The sequence below is a fragment of the Trinickia symbiotica genome (assembly GCF_002934455.1).
In the GTDB taxonomy this organism is placed as follows: domain Bacteria; phylum Pseudomonadota; class Gammaproteobacteria; order Burkholderiales; family Burkholderiaceae; genus Trinickia; species Trinickia symbiotica.
In genome coordinates, this window is the sequence record NZ_PTIR01000001.1 from 286501 (window position 1) to 305571 (window position 19071).

At 61.8% G+C, this 19071-nt stretch carries 16 protein-coding genes and 2 pseudogenes; 6 read left to right on the forward strand and 12 right to left on the reverse strand.

All coding sequences use genetic code 11. The annotated features are described in order from the left end of the window. Nucleotides 1-34: 34 nt before the first annotated feature. The 5 genes from B0G57_RS01350 to B0G57_RS01370 form a co-directional block, all read right to left on the reverse strand. Nucleotides 35-1705: a GAF domain-containing sensor histidine kinase gene (locus B0G57_RS01350; RefSeq protein WP_018438762.1), complete on the reverse strand. Its 1671-nt coding sequence runs from the start codon at nt 1703-1705 to the stop codon at nt 35-37. 341 nt (nt 1706-2046) lie between these two features. Continuing rightward, nucleotides 2047-2895: a sugar phosphate isomerase/epimerase family protein gene (locus B0G57_RS01355; RefSeq protein WP_018438763.1), complete on the reverse strand. Its 849-nt coding sequence runs from the start codon at nt 2893-2895 to the stop codon at nt 2047-2049. 54 nt (nt 2896-2949) lie between these two features. After that, nucleotides 2950-4113, reverse strand: a complete 1164-nt coding sequence (locus B0G57_RS01360) for a dihydrodipicolinate synthase family protein (protein WP_018438764.1) — start codon at nt 4111-4113, stop codon at nt 2950-2952. 16 nt (nt 4114-4129) lie between these two features. After that, entirely contained in the window at nt 4130-4900 is a 771-nt protein-coding gene (locus tag B0G57_RS01365) for a 3-ketoacyl-ACP reductase (protein WP_018438765.1), read from the reverse strand. A 202-nt stretch (nt 4901-5102) separates the two neighbouring features. Continuing rightward, the gene (locus B0G57_RS01370; protein WP_018438766.1) at nt 5103-5789 is read right to left on the reverse strand and encodes a TetR/AcrR family transcriptional regulator; all 687 of its coding nucleotides are present in this window, start codon (nt 5787-5789) and stop codon (nt 5103-5105) included. A gap of 225 nt (nt 5790-6014) precedes the next feature. On the opposite strand from B0G57_RS01370, the gene B0G57_RS01375 reads away from it, so the two are divergent. From B0G57_RS01375 to ligD, 5 genes are all read left to right on the forward strand, one after another. Then, nucleotides 6015-7526, forward strand: coding sequence for an acyl CoA:acetate/3-ketoacid CoA transferase (locus tag B0G57_RS01375; protein WP_020565982.1), 1512 nt, complete (start codon nt 6015-6017; stop codon nt 7524-7526). A gap of 45 nt (nt 7527-7571) precedes the next feature. After that, complete coding sequence (locus B0G57_RS01380) at nt 7572-8345, forward strand: enoyl-CoA hydratase/isomerase family protein (protein ID WP_018438768.1); 774 nt, start codon at nt 7572-7574, stop codon at nt 8343-8345. Next, nucleotides 8329-9180 (forward strand): shikimate dehydrogenase family protein, encoded by an 852-nt coding sequence (locus B0G57_RS01385; RefSeq protein ID WP_018438769.1) that lies wholly within the window; start codon nt 8329-8331, stop codon nt 9178-9180. The genes B0G57_RS01380 and B0G57_RS01385 overlap by 17 nt, the downstream gene beginning before the upstream one ends. Before the next feature lie 92 nt (nt 9181-9272). After that, complete coding sequence (locus B0G57_RS01390; RefSeq protein ID WP_018438770.1) at nt 9273-10577, forward strand: MFS transporter; 1305 nt, start codon at nt 9273-9275, stop codon at nt 10575-10577. A gap of 152 nt (nt 10578-10729) precedes the next feature. Further along, on the forward strand, nt 10730-11692 hold the full coding sequence (gene ligD / locus B0G57_RS01395) for a non-homologous end-joining DNA ligase (protein ID WP_018438771.1): 963 nt from the start codon (nt 10730-10732) through the stop codon (nt 11690-11692). An 18-nt stretch (nt 11693-11710) separates the two neighbouring features. On the opposite strand, the gene B0G57_RS01400 is transcribed toward ligD, so the two are convergent. The 4 genes and pseudogenes from B0G57_RS01400 to B0G57_RS01415 form a co-directional block, all read right to left on the reverse strand. Further along, nucleotides 11711-11926 (reverse strand): hypothetical protein, encoded by a 216-nt coding sequence (locus tag B0G57_RS01400; protein ID WP_018438772.1) that lies wholly within the window; start codon nt 11924-11926, stop codon nt 11711-11713. A 229-nt stretch (nt 11927-12155) separates the two neighbouring features. Next, entirely contained in the window at nt 12156-12437 is a 282-nt protein-coding gene (locus B0G57_RS01405) for a hypothetical protein (RefSeq protein ID WP_018438773.1), read from the reverse strand. Continuing rightward, the gene (locus B0G57_RS01410) at nt 12434-12916 is read right to left on the reverse strand and encodes a DUF2778 domain-containing protein (protein ID WP_083925475.1); all 483 of its coding nucleotides are present in this window, start codon (nt 12914-12916) and stop codon (nt 12434-12436) included. Before B0G57_RS01410 ends, B0G57_RS01405 begins: the two co-directional genes overlap by 4 nt. A gap of 182 nt (nt 12917-13098) precedes the next feature. Further along, nucleotides 13099-13624 (reverse strand): annotated as a pseudogene (locus B0G57_RS01415) (YdeI/OmpD-associated family protein). Between B0G57_RS01415 and B0G57_RS01420 the strand changes: the two are divergent. Continuing rightward, nucleotides 13589-14158, forward strand: a pseudogene (locus B0G57_RS01420) (SDR family oxidoreductase); the annotation flags it as partial. The pseudogenes B0G57_RS01415 and B0G57_RS01420 sit on opposite strands and share 36 nt — an antisense overlap. 115 nt (nt 14159-14273) lie before the next feature. Here B0G57_RS01420 and B0G57_RS01425 read toward each other — a convergent pair. The 3 genes from B0G57_RS01425 to B0G57_RS01435 all read right to left on the reverse strand — a co-directional run bounded on the left by B0G57_RS01425 (nt 14274) and on the right by B0G57_RS01435 (nt 18788). After that, nucleotides 14274-15440, reverse strand: coding sequence for a lipocalin-like domain-containing protein (locus tag B0G57_RS01425; RefSeq protein WP_026229308.1), 1167 nt, complete (start codon nt 15438-15440; stop codon nt 14274-14276). 4 nt (nt 15441-15444) lie between these two features. Then, nucleotides 15445-18021, reverse strand: coding sequence for an FtsX-like permease family protein (locus B0G57_RS01430; protein ID WP_018438778.1), 2577 nt, complete (start codon nt 18019-18021; stop codon nt 15445-15447). Nucleotides 18022-18101: 80 nt separating this feature from the next. After that, nucleotides 18102-18788, reverse strand: a complete 687-nt coding sequence (locus B0G57_RS01435) for an ABC transporter ATP-binding protein (protein ID WP_026229309.1) — start codon at nt 18786-18788, stop codon at nt 18102-18104. Nucleotides 18789-19071: the final 283 nt, after the last annotated feature.

Consider the following 19071-nt stretch of genomic DNA (forward strand, 5'->3'; position numbering starts at 1 on the left):
CTCACATCGTGACCTCGGCACCGGACCCTGGTTGTTATGGGCACTGCGGTTGACACGAGTCATTGTCACTTTTGTTGCTCAACGCCCCTTCGTGAGCCGCGCTTGGCCCAGATGCGCCGTCTTGGTCACCGGGCACGGTGAACTGAAAAACAGCGCCGCGAGGCACGTTCGCGCTCAGCCGTAGCATTCCCCCGTGCGATTCCACAATCGAACGACAGATGGACAGCCCCATGCCCATTCCCCCAGCCTTCGTCGTATAGAACGGCTCGAAGAGGCGCTCGACGTTTTCTGGGCTGACACCCGGCCCGGAATCGCGCACTGTAACAAGGACTGCATTCGACTCATCCTTGCCGGTGCTTATCGTCAGTTCGCGCGGTCCGTCGTCAACCGCGCTCATCGCGTCGATGGCGTTCATGATCAGGTTCAGCATCACTTGTTGCAGTTGCACTCGATCGCCTTGAACGAGCGGTAGGTCCTCCGCAAGCTCCATCCGCACAGAAACGCTGTTTTTCTCGGCCTCAGCGCGCGTCAGGGTAATGACCTCGCGAATCGCCTCGTTGATCTGCACCCACTCCTTATCCGTCGGGGCGTTTCTGACGAGCCCTCGAATGCGGTTCATCACTTCGCTAGCCCGCCTTGCGTCTTTCGAGATACGTTCAAACGCCTGCCGAACCTCCCCCAGATCCGGCGACGGTGCGCTCAGCCAGCGTAGACCCGCCTCGGCGTTGGTGGCGCACGCGCCGATCGGTTGCCTGATTTCATGGCTGATCGAGGCTGTGAGCTGCCCCATGGTCATCACGCGGTTTGCGTGCGCCAGCGCGGTCTGGATCTCGCGGTAGCGGCGCTCGCTTTCACGTGCTTCGGCCTCCGCGCGCTTGCGCTCGGTCAAATCGAGCACGAAAGAGACACCTTGGTCCCCGCCTTCTTCGAAGCTCGCCGCGCCGATCAACACGGGCACCCGGCTGCCGTCTTTCCGGAAATACTCCTTTTCGAACGATTGCAAGTGGCCGGTTCGCTTGAATTCGGGCACCCATTGGTGGACGTCGCGGTCGAGCCATTCCGGCGGCGTCAGGTCTGTCCAGCGGACGCGACCCGAGATGAGATCCTCACGCTCGTAGCCCACGATGCGCAGAAACGCGTCATTGGCCTCGATGATCCGGCCTTCGAGGTCCCAGATGAAGACCCCAATAATGTCAGCGTCGAATAGGCGCCGGATCTTCGCGTCGCGCTCTTCGAGTTGCCTGTCCAGTGTCGCTAACGTTCTCAAGTCAGCCTGCAACACGTCCCGCCACATGAGCAGAAGTCTGAGGAAAATCTCGCTGTAACTGTTCTTCTTCCTGTCAAGAACGCAGATGGTTCCGAATATCTCGCCGTTTGGCCAACTGATCGGGACACCTAAGTAAGAGATCATCCCCAGTTTGATGTCAGGGTTCGATTTCCACGCTTCGTCCTGCAGAGCGTCAGGGACAAGCAGCGGTTGACGCGTCTTCATCACCGTCTCGCAATAAAGGCCCGTGTTCAAAGCGGCGGTTTCTGCCGGCTCGTAAGGGTTCCCCTTGGACTCGCTAGACACGAAGACTTTGATGTTCGGAGGCTCTACTTGCATGATCAAGGCGGAAGGAACGCGCATGATTTCGGCGAGTAGATTAACAATCTCTTGCCACTTCCTAACCGTTTCCGGGGGTACTTGGGTGAGATGTGACATGGCCGCGATTACGCTGAAGAACGATCGATCTCGTCAGATCATTTTCTTGCGACAGGTGAACGCGCCGTTGCGCGTCCCACACCCTATAACTGGCGGGCGGCTCCTCCCCAATGACGAGCGCCTATCTCGTCTCAAATGGTAGACCTTATTCGGGCCGATTTCGACGCGACGCAGAGGCGCTTCAGCGGGAACCCCACCTTCGATAGCCTCGTCCGAAAGCCCGAGCGAGACTATCCGCTCTCATGACAACACGATGGGCCGCGAATACCGGTTGATCATCTGAACGGCGAAGTTGCTACGCGTGTCGTCGAGCCGACCGACCCAGCTTCGACCTCTGACTTTCAGCAGACGCTTTGCAGCCGATCGGCGCAACATTTCAGAACCTCATCCGGCGGCGCTTTCCACCAGACGTCTTTAGAGAAGATCTCCACCTCGGTCATGCCGCTGTATCCCGCCGTTTCAACCAGGCGTCTGATCTCTTTCAGATCGATCACGCCGTCACCCATCATTCCGCGATCGAGAAGCATGTCCGTGGTCGGCGTCAGCCAGTCAGACACGTGATATGCGGCGATCCGTGCCTCGCTCCCGGCCGCGGAAACCGACTCTGCGAGCTCTGGGTCCCACCAGCAGTGGTAGACATCGACCGCAATGCCAAGAGACTCGTTTTTCGGGTCCAGTTGCCGACAAAGTGCCAGCGCCTGTCCGACGGTGTTGATCACCGAGCGCTCAGCGGCATACATGGGATGAAGCGGTTCAACAGCGAGTCGTACGCCGACGTTCCTGGCCTCGGCCATCAACGCGGCGATTCCATCAGAGACCATTTCACGAGCCGCGGAGAGGTTTCGACTGCCCGCAGGCAGTCCACCCACAACCATGACGAAGCATTCCGCGCCCAGTTCGGCCGCGTCATTGACCGCGCGAATGTTCGACTGGACGTTTGCCGCCCGCTCCTCAGCTGACGGTGCCGGGAAATAAGTCGAACGACAATAGCCCGTCACCTTGAGTTCGAGGGCGCGAATCTGACGGGCAATTTGCGAGACACCTGCTGCCCCCACTTCGTGTCGCCAGGGGGCGATGCCACCAAACCCCGCCCTCGCTATGCGGTCGATCGTCACGTGCAACGGCTCACGATGCCCCAGCGTTGCGGTGTTGATCGCGCAACGGTCCAGCTTTCCCCGCAACGTGTCCATTTCTGCCTCAACCGGTTACTCAGTTCCCGTGGCGCCAGAAGCGCGCTTTCGTCTCTACGCACTGCAGCCCAGCGTAGCCATCAGCCCTTGCATCCGCGCTACCGCCAGTTCAGGGTTGCGCAGCAGATTGGCCTGATCGGCGAGCCGAAAGACATCCGCCAGGTAGACGGGAGGCCTCATGCCGTGATGTCCGCCCAGCATGAAGAAGTGAGGTTGGAAGCCGTTCAGATAGGCGAGAAGGACGACCCCCGTCTTGTAGTACTGGGTAGGTGCGCGGAAGATGTGTCGCGACAACGGGACCGTCGGTGCAAGCAGTTGGTCGTAGCGCGTCATGTCACCTGCTGCCAGCGCGCCAAGTGCCTGCGATGCGGCGGGAGCGATCGCGTCGAAAATGCCAAGGAGAGCGTGTGAGTAACCGACCTCGTCGCCAGCAATGAGCTTGGGATAATTGAAGTCGTCGCCCGTGTACATCTTCACGGATGCTGGAAGGCGACGGCGGAATTCGATCTCTTTTGCGTCGTCCAGCAGCGATATCTTGATTCCGTCCACCTTGGCCTCGTTCGAGGCGATGACTTCAAGACACGCCTTTGCCGCACTTTCGTAGTCGGAACGGCCCCAATAGCCGGCCAGTTCCGGATCGAATGCTTCGCCGAGCCAGTGAAGGATGACCGGCTTGTCACAGGCCGACAGCACCTCCCGATAGACGCGGATGTAGTCGCCGGGATGATGCGCCACACGCGCAAGCGCGCGGCTCGCCATCAGGATAATCTTTCCACCGGCGCGCTGGACGCTCTCGATCTGCATCAGATAGGCCTTGATCACATCGTCGCACGAGCGCGCGTCGCTGACGGGCAGATGATCCGTGCCGCAACCGGACGCGACCCGCGGCCCTGGGATGTCGCGCGTTTCGTTCAATGTGCGGACGATCAGTTCTTTCGCCGATTCCCACGACAGCCCCATGCCGCGTTGCGCGGTGTCCATCGCCTCCGCGATGCCCAGACCCTGCTCGAGAAGGTAGCGGCGATATTCGATGGTCCGCTCCCAGTCGATCGCGCAAGCGTGCCCGAGTTCGCCGCTGCGAAGAGGGTCCGCAACGACGTGCGCAGCCGAGTATGCGATGCGGTTGAATGGAACTGCCGGCTTCAGGACTTTCAGCGGCGTGCCAGTCAGCCGGTAGTCAACAAGCGCGCCGGCCCGCGTGGGAAGTTTGATTTGCATGACTTGACTCTCGAAGTCAGTATTTAGAAACGAGAAGGCCGCCATCGACACGGATCGCCTGGCCAACGCTGAACGGCAAGCCGCCCGTCGCGAGCGTGCGTACTGCAATTGCGACTTCTCTTGGCGTACCCCATCGTTTGATGGCGGTGAGCCCGTTTTCCATGAGCGCGTCGTAGCGGGCTTTTGACGGAGCGGTCATTTCCGTTTCGATCAGGCCCGGCTGTACCTCGAAGACGCCGATGCCAAGCTCGGCGAGTCTCAGGGAGAACAGCGTGGTTGCCATCGAAAGGCCTGCCTTTGAAACGCAGTACTCGCTGCGTTGGGGCGACGCTGCAACGGCGTTGGACGAAGTAATCGTGATGATCGAGCGACTGACACCGCCCTGCCGCCCTTTGGCAACCCGCCGGCCGAACGCCTGCATCAGGAAGAACGTGCCGCGGGTGTTGACGTTAAGGCAGCGGTCATAGCTCTCAGGCGTAACGTCGAGCAGGTCGCCACGCGACATCACGGAAACACCGGCGTTATTGACGAGACACGTAACGGCGCCGAGCGAATCCTCGACAGTCTGGAGCAGCGCGTCGTGTTGCGCGATGTCCGCGAGATTCGATGTCAGCGCCATACATCCAACGCCGGCGCGCTCGATGTCGGAGCGCGTGGCTTCGAGCTCGTCCGAATGTTCGACGTCGGTGATTGCGATGTCGAACCCGGCATCTGCTAACTCGAGCGCGATCGCTCGTCCTATTCCACGGCGCGATCCCGTGACCAGCGCGACCTGGCGTTGCTTCATGTCTCTCTCCTGCATTGGCATCTGGTACGTCACGCGCTACGGATTTCTTCGCGGTGCGGCCGAAATCCTTAAGTAACGATCCAGTTCGTTATTTAACACTCGGCACCGCACGAAGTCAAAAAAGGGTTTTCCCTTGCCGAAGCGGAAAACCCTGCGAGAACGAAAGCTGAGGCGAAAGGGAAGGAGGTCGATGTCGCCGCGATCAGCGCGGCCGCAGGAGGCTGAACACCGTGTCGATGTTGAATTCGAGGCGCTTCTGAAGCGCCTCTTTCGAAACGAAGTCGAACCCAAAGATAACTTCGCCGGTGAAACGGTTCGTCAGATAGTAGTACCCGATGGCGGCCAGTGTGAGATGCAGCTGACTTGCATCGACGCCGGGCCGGAAGTCGCCCGATGCCACTCCCCGGTCCAGAATCCGCTGGAGCATGTCGATGAACCCTCGGTGCAACTCGCGGAACCGACGAGATTTCTTGATGTGGCGCGCCCGATGCAGGTTCTCGCTGTTGACCAGTGACATGAACTCGGGGTTCTTCAGGTAATACTCCCAGGTGAAGGTGATGAGCGTGCGAATGGCCTCGACAGGCGGCAGATGATCCAGTGCGAGCTTCTGTTCCTCGGTCCGGATGTCCGTCCACGCCTCTTCAAGCACGGTCGTAAACAGCTCTTCTTTTCCCTTGAAGTACTCGTAGATCATCCGCTTGTTCACGCCGGCTTTTTCAGCGATCGACTCGATGCGAGCGCCGCCGAGTCCGACCTTGGCGAATTCTGCTTTCGCCGCGGCGATGATCTTCGCCTGCGTCGCGATGGGGTCGCGCGTGCGCTTCGCGCGCTGCGGCAACTTTCCGGCAACGGGTACTTCGCTGAGTCCGTCGACTGTCGTCGTTGGCATCTTGTCTCTTCAACCACAAAAAATTGAACGGTAACTGCAGACCGACTGCAGCGCATTGGCGGTTCCATGTCACGCCCCCTTCGAGGCATGCGCCCACTATCGTAAACCCGATTATCGCTCACGGACCCTTGAAGACATCGACATCGCGTGACATCATTCGCAACAAGTAACGAACCGGTTCGGTTTTAACTGAACGAACCGGGATGTCGAGGATAGGGAGGCAATGTGAACAAGTGGATGAGTGCAGAAGCGGCGGCGGCTTCGATTCCTGATGGCGCAACGGTCGCGATTACCGGCTCCGGTGGCGGGCTCCTTGAACCGGATGCCGTGCTGGCCGCACTCGAAACGCGCTTTCTACAGACGGGCCACCCCTGCAATCTCACGGTGGTTCATGCCTTGGGTGTCGGCGATGGCCAGGGCAGCGGTCTTGGCCGGTTCGCGCACGCAGGCATGGTCAAGCGCGTCATCGGCGGCCACTGGGTGTGGTCGTCCGCCATGCAGGCCCTGGCGGAATCGGGGCAGATCGAGGGATACAGCTTTCCGGGCGGAGTCATCGCCACGTTGTTCCGGGAAATCGGCGCGGGCCGCCCGGGCGTAATCACGCGCGTTGGACTCAGGACCTTTGTCGATCCCCGGCTGGGTGGAGGCAAGCTCAACGCGGTCACCACTGAAGACCTCGTCGAACTCATCGAGATTGGCGGCGATGAGTATCTGCGCTTCAAGCCCATCAAGATCGACTTCTCCATCGTCATGGCATCGTCCGCCGACGATCGCGGGAATCTCTCCACGCGCCGTGAACCCGCCGACCTCGACATCTACGCCGTTGCACTTGCCGCGCACAACAGTGGCGGCAAGGTGATTGCGCAGGTGAAAGGCAAGTCCGCAGGTCACGTGCCGGCGCGTCTCGTTCGCGTGCCGGGTGTCATGGTAGACGTCACGGTTGAAACCCCCGCGCAACGGCAGTGCGCAATCAGCGATTACGACGCCACGCTCAGTGGCGAATCGCTCGGCGAGACAGCCGACCCGGACATGCCCGAAGGCATGCGGCTGATCGTTGCCGAGCGCGCAGCGCAGGAACTTGGCACGAACCAGTCAGTGAATTTCGGATTCGGGTTCCCGGGCGCCATCCCCGCGGTGCTGGCGCAGCAAGGTCGCGGCTCCGAATATTGGGGCTCGGTTGAACAGGGCATCCATCGTGGGGCCATGCTCGATGGCCCGATGTTCGGCACCGCGCGCAATGCTGACGCGATCGTGCCGAGCGTTGATCAGTTCGACTTTTACAGCGGGGGCGGCATCGATATCACGTTCCTCGGCATGGGCGAGTTCGACCAAGAAGGAAACGTGAATGTTTCCAAACTGGGTAGCACCGTGGTTGGCCCTGGCGGGTTCATGGACATTGCCCAAGGCGCCAGAAAGATCGTCTTCTGCGGCGCATTCGAAGCAAAAGGCCTGCGCGTCCAGAGAAAGAGCGACGACTCGCTCGAGATCGTCTCGCCCGGCTCGGTTCCCAAGGCGGTGAAGCGCGTTCGCCACGTGACGTTCAGCGGCCTTCAGGCTCGCCTCGACGGCAAAGAGGTTTTCTACGTTACCGAGCGCGCCGTTTTCAAGCTCGACCCGCTGGGCGTGCGCCTGATCGAGGTAGCAAAAGGCATCGATATGCAGAAGGACGTGCTTGCCCGGATGGAGTTCGCTCCGTTGGTCGATGAGCACCTTCTTGAAGCGTCAATCGCGCACTGAACTGCGAACCGTACGGGCTTTTACCCGAATCCAGAGGTATCTCTCATGCAGCAGGAATCCGACGTCATTTTCGCCATCGAAGGCGCGGTTGCAACGATCACGCTCAACCGGACAGCACGACACAACGCGCTGACGACGCGCATGCTGGACGACATTGATCGGTACGTCGCGACCGTTGAACGCAATGACGAAGTGCGCGTGCTCAAGTTCACTTCGAACAGTCAACGATTCTTCTGCAGCGGCGCGGACATCAACGAATGGGGCGACATCGATCCGCAACGGATGGGCACGCGATTCATTCGTGATGGGAATCGCGTCTTCCGAAGGATCGCAGAGCTTGATAAGCCCACGATCGCGGTGCTGTCAGGCAGCGCGCTGGGCGGCGGATTCGAACTCGCGTTAGCCTGCGACTTCCGCTACGCAAGCGTCGACGCGCGAATCGGGTTCCCGGAAGCGGCGGTCGGCGCGATTCCTGGCTGGATGGGCTGTGCCCGCCTCTCCGAACTTGTCGGTGCCACGCGCACTCGCGAATTGATTCTGTTGGGCGAGCCAGTCGGGGCCGCTATAGCTGCTCAGTGGGGCATCGTCAACGAAGCGCTCGCGGCGGATCAACTCGCAGCTCGGGTAGACGCCGTTTGCGCGACGCTCCAGAAGCGGTCAACCACTTCCCTCTCCGTTGGCAAACGACTCATCCGGATGATGGAGTCGGGACAACACGAATACGCACATGAGCTCGCAGCGTCAGTCTGCAAGGCGTCGCCAGACGCCGCGGAAGGCGTTGCTGCATTTCGCGAGAAGCGTCATGCGAACTTTGGTTGATCCGGCTACCGCCGGCTGTGCACTCTCGACCGGATGGATCGACGGCGATACCAGGATTGTGGTGATCGTCGCCGACCCGGTCTCACAGGTGAAGTCGCCGCAGTTCTTCAATTCGCATTTCGCACAGCAAGGCATCAATGCTGTTCTGGTGCCCGCGCACGTCACGCCCGACCGACTGCATGAGGCCATTTCGGGCTTCGCAGCTTTAAAAAACCTGGCGGGCGTCGTGATTACGGTTCCCCATAAAGTCACGGCAAGTACATTGCCTGACGTTCGGATGACTGAGCGTGCCGCGGCAATTGGAGCGGTGAACTGCCTCCGGAAGCTGGAAGACGGAGGTTGGCTCGCGGACAACTTCGATGGAGAAGGCTTTGTCATTGGCCTTGAACAGCAGGGTTTATCCGCGTCCGGGCGGCAGGTCCTTCTCGTCGGTGCAGCCGGCGGCGCGGGCCGCGCTCTCGCGAACGCGTTATGCGCGGCACAAGTTGCGGTGCTGAGGCTCGCCGATATTCGCGAGGAAGCGGTAGATGTCCTGGCGGCTGAACTTCGAAGCCGGTACGGGCACGTGGTTATCGAATTTGCAGAAGCCATCGCGAATCCCGCCGACGACCTGATCGTCAATGCGTCCCCGATCGGCATGAGTCCATCGGATTCCATGCCGATCGACATATCGAATTCCAACAGGAACGCCGTTGTTGCAGACCTGATCATGAAGCCGGAGCAAACCCTCTTTCTTCAGCAGGCTTCTGCTCTCGGTCTAAGGACACACCCTGGCCGACATCTTCTTCTCAGTTCCGTTCGGCAAATGGCGAGGTTTATTGGCCTAGTTCGTTAAGGCCGTGGCTGCCGGCACAGGATGCTCAAAGAACCGGCATATCGGCTCGATGCAAGCGCAATCAGGCGCGTTCAAGGAGACAGGAGTAAGACATGGAACTTTCGAAATATCGTTGGCGCGTTTGCGCGCTGCTATTTTTCGCAACGACGATCAACTATCTCGACCGCCAGGTTCTCGGACTGTTGAAGCCCTCGCTTGCCCTTCAGTTCAACTGGACTGAGACACAATACAGTTACATCGTCGTCGTGTTCACGGCCTGCTATGCGATCGGGATGCTGCTTTCGGGCAAGCTCGTCGATAAAGTCGGCGTGAAGATCGGCTACGGTGTATGTGTCCTGCTTTGGAGCATCGCAGCTTGCGGCCATGCGCTCGTGCGCAGCACATTGGGCTTCGGTGTCATGCGCGCACTCCTGGGCATTTCGGAATCCGGAAGCTTCCCGTGTGCCGTCAAAAGCGTCTCCGAATGGTTTCCTCGCAAGGAGCAGGCGCTCGCCGTCGGTATCCTGACGGCGGGAACCAGCATCGGCGCCGTCGCAGCGCCCGCGGTCGTCCCGTGGCTGGCGGCTACATACGGCTGGGAGGCCGCTTTCTTCGTTACGGGTCTGACGGGTTTCGTATGGCTCGGCTTCTGGTACGTCATGTACCAGGCGCCGCTGAAGCATACGAAGGTCACGAAGGCAGAGCTCGAATACATCAGCGAGGACGCCGCTTCGCCTTCCACCGTCGAACCGGCGAAGGTACGTTGGGTCTCGCTATTCAAGCTCCGCCCGACATGGGCCTTTTTCGCGGGCAAGCTGCTGACCGACCCGATCTGGTGGTTCATGCTGTTCTGGCTGCCGTCGTACTTCAATTCGCGTTTCCACCTCGATCTAAAGAATCTTGGCCTTCCTTTGGTCATCGTCTACATCTCCACGTCGATGGGTAGCATCGGTGGCGGCTGGGTTTCCTCGTCGCTGATCCGTCGCGGGTGGTCGGTCACGAAAGCACGGCAGACGACGATGCTCGTACTCGCGTTTCTCGTCACGCCGATTGCGATGTCTCCGTGGATCAACGATATGTGGGCGATGGTTACGCTCCTGAGCCTCGCCGCCGCCGCCCATCAGGGATGGTCGGCCAACCTGTTCACGACGGCCTCCGACATGTTCCCCAAGGCAGCGGTCGGCTCGGTGGTGGGTATCGGCGGACTCGCGGGTGCGCTCGGCGCAACGCTCTTCCCGCTCTTCGTCGGCGCCGTCCTCGATCACTTCAAGGCGCTCGGGCACATCAACGCGGGCTATAACATCCTCTTCGTGATCTGTGGTTCGGCTTACCTCGTCGCGTGGGTCGCCATGAAGGTGATCCGTTCGTCTAACCAGACAGTCGATATCGCGCAACTGTCGCCGAAGGCAAGCGTGTAACCGACTGGGGGCGATGTGCCGGGCACAGTTGGTGCGCAATCTACGCGGGACGGCCTACACGTTGCGGCGGGTGTGTCAGGAGGAAGCGTATGGGGAGATGGAGCAAGGCTCGTCCGCGACCCGCTCAGCGACCGCCCGATGTACCGGGTGAGATGCCGTCAATCATTGAGCCACAGCTCGCCACACTCGTCAGCGCCGCCCCGGGCTATGGCGATTGGTCATACGAGATCAAATTCGACGGCTACCGGATGCTGACGCGAATCGAGCACGGACAAGCGCGGCTCTTCACTCGCAACGGACATGATTGGTCGGCTCGGCTGCCCCATCTGCGCGACGTCGCCGCCGAGATCGCCGTTGACAATGCATGGTTCGACGGAGAGGCAACGGTACTCGACGCCGACGGAAAGCCCGACTTCAACGCTCTGCAGAATGCATTCGACCGGCATCGGACGCAAAGCATCATCCTGTTCGTCTTCGACCTGCTATGGCTCAACGGCCGAGACCTGCGCGACGAACCTCTCCGCGCGCGGCGGCGCGTCCTTCACGACATGATGGATAGCATCCAAACGCCACTGCTGCGGTACTCGGAAGACTTCGCCCAAGACCCGGAGTCTCTTATCGCTGCGGCATGCAAGATGAAGTTGGAGGGCATCATCGGCAAACGCGGCGACTCGCCGTACCGGTCCGGCCGTTCCACCGATTGGATAAAAATCAAATGCCACTTGCGGCAAGAGTTTGTCATCGGTGGCATCGCGCGTACGAAGGGCGCAAAAGCCGGCGTCCGCTCGCTGCTGCTCGGTGTCTACGAACCGGACGGAGGGCTACGCTACGCGGGCCACGTGCGACCGCATTTGACGCCGCGCCAAAGCGCGTCCTTCCAAGCTCGAATAGAGCGCATCCAGCGCGTGCGTGCACCATTTCGCAACCCGCCAGCACCTGATCGTGACCAGGAGCTTTTATGGCTGAAGCCCGAGGTCGTCGCCGAGGTTTCCTTTCTCGAGTGGACGCCGACCGGTGAGATCCGGCATGCGTCGTTCGAGGGAATCAGGGAAGACAAGCCGCCTCGTGCGGTCAACCGGGAATCGGCGGTTGCTTCGGCAAGCCGCAAAAGATGACCGAGTTGCGAGGCGTCATTACGCGGCGTCGCCCTTCAGTTCTCCATGCTTGCGTGAGTGTGTCGCCGCGTACTTCAGCTCGTAATGGGCACCCTTTCCGCTTCTGGTTGGCGGAAAATGCTCTCCCTCGACGCACGTCACTTCGAAAGTGCCTTTACCGTCGTCGTGGACGACAGAATAGATGCCAGACGTCTTGACGATCTCGCCCGGCTTGAAAGAGTTATCGCCTGCCATTTGATGCTCCTATCCGTGGTTTTCGCGCATGTTGATCAGCAACGGATATGCCTCGGCACGGATGATGCAGCCACGGACCTTTGTGCTACGGCGCCCCCCCCCGAGGAGCGTATCCGCTACCGCTAGAATCGCTGTGCTAGCCTAAGGAACATTCTTCGGATGTTGGCTCTGCGCGCGGAGGCACGTCCGCGACGCTCAGTGATGCGGTTTCTGCTCGTGCGTCTCACTCCTATGCGTTGTTTCGCTCTCGTCTTGCGCGTGTGATGCCGCAGGCGAGTAAAGCGACGATAGCGAGCGCGATGAGGAAGCTCACAACGAACATCGTCGTTTCCACGATCGCGCCGTCGTCGTGTATCCCGATCGCGTTGCCCGCGAGGAACAGCGGCTTAAAAACCGTCCATGCGTCGTGATACAGGAAAAGGTCTTCGAGCGGCTGGAAATTCGCCAGAGCAAGGTAGACGGGTAACGTCAATAGAAGGCCACCACCCACGAGTGCGAGTCTATGTTTCATCGGACGATGACCATTCCGTAGTATCGCACTTGCGTACCCGGGATGTTTTCTGGTGGGTATGCAGTCAGCCATTTTCGGAGCGTATCGAATTGGGATCGATGCGGCAGGGTGATGCATCCTTCGCTTCGTCCCCAGTATCCGACAGGATGTAGCCGGAATGACCCTCGGCGAACGCCGTTGATTACCGTATAGTCGGTTGGCGGTGAGCCCTCGCGAAATAGCGCGAACCATTGTGAGCGATGAGTCCCGTTCGCGATGTCTTCGATTGTTTCAACGATCTCTTGATGTTTTCCCCCCTTCGGACGGTCAACGATGTAATACACCCCCCTGGGTAAGGGGCCGTCGTCTGGTACTGCGGTCGCATCGGGATCGTTGACGAAGCGTCCATACCCCGAGAACGCGGCAATGGCACCCAAGCCGGGGCAGAGCAAGGTGGACATTTTTTGTCCGTTCAAGGTGAAAATGCAGGTCGCCGGCATTGGGCTTAGGTCCGAGTGAGTGAGCGACAATTCTGCCAGTGATTGTTGGCGGTGCGAAAGCAGGTAATCGTTTTCAGTTTGCAGGAGAAAATGCCGTGCGAGTGCACCTGTTCAGGTCGTTAGGAAGAACATTCTGTTCAATAGAGGCGCCGATTGGCCTCGTGCAGACCGACATGGTCAGTCTAGGGATAAATAGTTTCGCCGCGATTGAGCATGCCGATGAACTCCTCGATCTTGCGCGCCCGTGTTGCGGGCTTTTTGGCGTTCTGTATTCGAAATAGGATGGAGTAGCGGTTTCGGCCGTTCAGCGTCGAAAAGAATGCGCTGGCCTTGGGATTGGCATCCAGTGCGGCCTGCAGGTCGTCCGGCACGAGCGAGTTGCTGGCGGACGTATAGGCCGCCTCCCAGCGGCCATCCTCCTTGGCTTTCTCGATTTCTCGCATGCCCGAAGGGAGCATTCTGCCTGCCGCGATCAGCGCTTCCGCCGGTCTCTGTTGAGTCTGGACCAGATACTCTTTGCCGAGCGTCGAGTGAAACGCTGTAACCAGTATTCTTCACTTTCGGTCTGTTTTTGACCGTCGATCCAGCCATGACAAAGGGCACTTTCCAGCGCCTGCTGTAAGTCAAGGTCGGCTGCCTGGCGCCCTTTTTAGCAAGATCGAACAGCAGCGCGGCCGCGTGCTGGCGCTGCAAGCCGACGCGGCCGATGCCGCTGCGATGAGCCGCGCAATCGACGATGCGGCGGCGCGATTCGGCAAGATCGACATTCTCGTGAACAACGCGGGCGTGCTCGCGCTAGCGCCAGTCGACACGCTTTCGCTGGAGGACTTCGACAGAACGTTGCAAGTCAATGTGCGCGCCGTCTTCGTCGCGGTGAAGGCGGTGTTGCCGCATATGGGCGATGGCGGCCGTATCGTGAACATCAGCAGTTGCAACGCCGAGCGCATGCCGTTTCCTGGCGGTGCGGCCTATGCGATGAGCAAATCCGCATTGCGCGGACTGGTGCAGGGGCGCGATCTCGGTCCGCGCGGAATCACGGTGAACAACGTGCAACCCGGCCCGATCGATACCGACATGAACCCCGAATCCAGCGACTTCGCCTCGATGTTGCACGGTCTCATGGCACTTCCGCGCCACGGACGTCCAGAGGAAATCGCCGCGATGGTGGCCTATGTCGCCGGCCCGGAAGCGGGGTTCGTCACTGGCGAGAGCTTGACCATCGACGGCGGTTTCAACGCTTGATCGCCGAAGAAGATGGCGAAAGTCACGTGGGGCGGCTTCGCCTTCGAGGCTCCACGCGCTGACGGCCGACGCCCATCACGGGCCGCGGCCTAGTCTCGCACGGCAGTGTCGACTTCTAAAGCTCAACGCGCTGAACATATCCCGTGAGCTCAAGGTAGCCACGTCCTATCGGTTTTGCAGCGCTTGTGCTGGCCAAAACCGAATTGTCGGCTTCCGCACCACCTTGAAACGCCGTCACGGCTCCCTCCCAATACACCGCACCGGTGCTCGCGCGGCTGTCGAATTCCTGATCGTCCATGAGCGGCACGAGCATCAGATGCAGGTCCTGCGCATCGACGCGCATCGCCACTGGATAATCTGCGCCGGTATGCGGCGAACGCCACCGGCGTAGCGGCGTGAAGCTCACGCTGTCGGGGGATAGCGCATGCGTGCTTCCATCGGCGGCGCGCAGCGTGCCGCCTGCCCAGAACTTGCGGCCTGCCTTGTCACGGATCTGGAAGGCCATCAGCGCCCCGCCGTCATCGAGATCGATGCCGATCCAATCCCAGCCGACCGCAACGTCGGCGAGCGGTGCCGACGACCATTCGTGATCGAGCCATGCCCTCCCGCGTATGTGCTCACCATTCCCGGGTGAATGACGACTACGCTTGAGCATGCCGTCGACTCGCAGCCACGGCTCGCTGTAGTAGTAGCTGGCCTCACTCGCAAGCGGACCCTTGCGGCTATACCCGCCTGCACCGTTGAGAAGCACCGGTTGCGTCGGCTCTAAAGTGAAGGCGAACGCAAAGCCGGAGGTGGCGACGTTCAAGCGGTAGCGGCCGTCCGCGTTGCGCTCGAGCGACCAGTCGTCGATGTGAACCGCGGTGTCCGTCCCGCTCGCGTCGGCCAAACCGAAGCCACGGCGCGCAGCGCGCTGGTCATGCTGAAGGCTGCCCGCGCGCGGATCGCTCAGCGCCACGTTGGCGAACAGCAATTGATTCGGCGCAAAGCGGCTCGGGTTGGCGTCGTCGAGGGCCGGGCGCGAGCGAAAGAACGTCGCTTCGAAACCCAATGATGCATTGGCGGCGGCACTCGGCGTGGCATCCGCTGCCGGGTTGGCATCGGGTTGCAGCCAGCCGGTCACGTACCACCATTCGTTGCGATAGCTCGAATGCGCGCCATAGTCGCGCGGGAACACCAGCGGCTGTCCGTTTACCACCGTTGGAAATTCCGGCGTGCGCGCCCACGCAGCGCTTAGCACTTGGGCGGCTAGCGGCCATAACAGGAACGTGCGCCTTCTCATCGCGTTACCAGTCTTCGCGCACGGCGCGCACCGCATCGACCGACATCGCCGCGCGAGAACTCAAGAGCGCGGTGAGCGCGGCGGCAACGACGACCGCCGCCGCCAGCGTGGCCAGCAACCCCCGCGGCATATGCACGCTCATCGTCCAATGAAACGACTGAGGGTTGACGACATGCACCAGCACGATCGCGAGACTCGAGCCCAGCGTCAGACCGGCGAGCACGCCGAGGATCGCAACGAGCGCGCCTTCCATCGCGAGCATGACCGCGATCTGGCGCCGCAGGACGCCGATGTGCCGCAGCATGCCGAACTCGCGCTTGCGGGCGAGCGCTTGCGCGCCGAAGCTTGCGCCAACGCCGAATAGTCCGATGATGACCGCTACCGCTTCCAGCAAATAGGTCACGGCGAAGCTACGATCGAAGATCCGCAGGCTCGCCGCGCGGATATCGGCCGGCTGCGCGAACTCGAGACGCTGCCCACCGGGCACGCCGGCGCGCAAGCGTGAGATCGCTTGCGCCGGTGCCACGCCCGAGGCAAGCCACAAGGCGGCATCGGTCACGCGTGTGTCGTGAGTCAGCCGGCGATAGTCGCTTGCGTCGATCACGATGGCGCCGAACTGCCGTGCATAGTCGCGCCAAATGCCGGCCACCGTGAACGGCAAACGCTGCCCCGCCAGCGGCAACGTGATGCGCTGGCCCCGATGCATCCCATACAGATCGGCGACCGCCTCGCTGATCCACACCGGCGGCGGATCGCCGGCTGGCGGCACCAGAGGCGCAGTCGTCAGTGGCAGGCGAGCGGCGGGATGGCGCGGATCGATGGGCCGCGCGAGCAGGCTGACGGGCGGCAGGCGAGCGTCGAGCGATATTTGCGTGGCGCGAAGAAACTCGACGCGCGCAACGCCGGGTGTGGCGGCGATGGCCGCCTGATTGCCCGGCGATAGAAATGCGCTGTCGCCGCCGGACGAAGCGCGCAGATAGAGCGGCGCGGGAAGCAGCAGCTGCAGCCAGTCGTCGACCGCGAGACGAAAGCTCGACACCATGATCGCCATCGCCGTCATGAGGCTGAAGCTCGTGACGATGCCCGCCAAGCCGATCGTCGCGCGGCCGGGGGCATTGGCCAGCTGCGACAGCACGAGCTGCGGCAATGCATGGCTCGAGCGGGGCAGCAAGGCGAACACGGCGCGCGCGACGGCCGGCATCGCGAGCACGCCGCCCAGGAGCAACAGCGCGATCGAGAGATAGCCGAATACCGGCAAGCCGGCCACGGGCGGCAATAGCGCCGCTACGAGGCCGGCGCCGATCGCGAGCAGCGCCGCCGTGACGGTTCGCTTCGCGCGCAACCGTGCGGCGGGGGCTTCCTCGTCGCCCGCCTTCAGCGCTCGCGCGGGTCGCGCCCGCGCCGCTTCGAGCGCCGGCGCGAAACTGCCGAGCACCGACGCGCTCACCCCCAGCCCCCAAAAAATCGCCGCGGGCAGCGCATCGAAATGCACGCGCGGCTGAACGCCTTCGAAATAGCCGCCGCCGAGATCGCCGCCCGCATAATGGAGCACGGCGGCCGCGAGCGCAAAGCCGATGGCGAGACCCGCCGCCGCGCCGAGCATGCCGAGGAATGCCCCCTCCGCGACGACGAGCCAAAGCACGCCACGCTGAGTCACGCCAATCGCGCGCAGCAGCGCAAACTGCGCGCGGCGCCGCAGTACCGCTAAGGCCTGCATCGTGAAAACGAGGAATGCGCCCGTGAACAGCGCGACGAGCGCGAGTACGTTGAGATTCGCGCGATACGCACGCGAGAGCATCGACGTGCGGTGTGCGTTGTCACCTGGCGTGACGGCGGCGACGCCCGCAGGCAAAAGCGCTGCGATCGAATGCGCGAACACTTCGGCGTCAACGCCCGGCTTGAGCTTGATGTCGATGCGCTGAAGCATGCCGAGCCGCTGCAAGCGCCATTGCGCGGCGCCGATGTCCATCACTCCGACGCGCACCGCGTCGCCTGATGCGGACAGTACGCCCGCGATGCGCAGCGCGACCGAAGCGAGCCCGACCTGCACCGTCAGCGAATCGCCTGGCTTGAGCGCGAGCCAGGTCAGCGCGGCAGGCGAGAGAAAGACGGTGTCGGGGTCGAGCAGATCGAGGCTGGCGCCCTTCGTGCCCTTCGTGCCCTTTGTGCCATTGGTGCGATTGGCGGGATCCGTTTGCTCCACGCGTCCGACGAGATTCGGCGTGACGTAGCCTGCGCGAAACACATCGACGCCGAGCAGCTTCAATGACTCGTCGCGTCCCGCGACGCGCGCATCCACCTCGGTGACTGGGCTTGCCACCGCGACCTCGGGCAAGCTGGCAATGCGCGGGAACAGCGCTTCATGGAAGCCAGCGCGCGGGCCGCGCAGCTCGATATCGGCGTTGCCCATCAGCGAATTGACGGTGGCCGACAGCTCATTGAGTGCCGCGCGATTGATCAGCTGCACGGCGTAGCCCATGGCGACACCCGCGGCAATCGCGAGAATGCCGATCAACGTGCGCAGCGAATGCCCGCGCATTTCGCCGGCGATGAGCGCCGCGCCGACTCCGCCCGCCGTCATGCGATTGCCCGGGCGGCGCGACGAGCGCGGCGAAGCGGAGTCACGCGATGGACGTACGGTGCCAAGCCATCGCATCGCCGCTATGCTCCGCCCGGGCCCCGCGCGTACGGCTCGAGCCCATCTGGCGTGAGCCGCAGCACGCGGTCGGCGGCAGCCGCCACGGCCGCCGAGTGCGTTGCGAGCAGCACACCCGCGCCGTTTTTTTGCGCCAGCTCGCGCAAAAGCGCGAGGATGCGCATCGCCGTGTCGTAATCGAGATTGCCGGTGGGCTCGTCGGCCAGCACGAGACGCGGCTGATGCACGAGCGCACGGGCGATCGCGACCCGCTGCAATTCGCCGCCCGACAATTCGCGCGGCAGCGCGTGCTCGCGTCCGCCGAGCCCGACCGCGAGCAGTAGGCGCGACACGCGCGCGGGCACGTCTTTCGCGCGCATGCCGTTCAAGAGCAGCGGCAACGCGATGTTCTGCGCCGCCGACAGGTTCGGCAGCACATGAAACGCCTGGAACACGAAGCCCATTTTCTGGCGGCGCTGCAGCGTGGCAGCGTCGTCGTCGAGCACGGCGAGATCTTGTCCGTCAAAGACGATTTGACCGGCATCCGGCCGGTCGAGTCCGGCCGCGAGATTGAGCAGCGTCGATTTGCCGACCCCCGATTCGCCCATGATCGCGACGCATTCACCTGCCCGCAGTTCGAGATTTACACCGCGCAGAACGTTGCGCGGCGTGGTGCCGTCGTAGTGCTTCGACACGTTGGCGAGCGTCAGCATCATGGGCCGTCACTCCCTCAATCGCCGTTGTGACTCGCCGCGCCGGACCGTTAGCGCAGCAGAGTTCGGTGCTCGATTCGGAAAGCCAGACTCCGCCCGGACGGCCCGTCGTCTGGCTCACGTTCGCGTGGTTGCCTTGCAAGCACGCTGACGAGTTCGATTGTTGCACTTATCGCGGTTTGCCGCTGTACATCACGATTTGTCGACGCGTCGCTGGCCTCTGCCTCCAGCGCAAAGCTCTTGGCCGCGCACGTCGATGGTCACCAGGTGCTCTTCCTCCTTG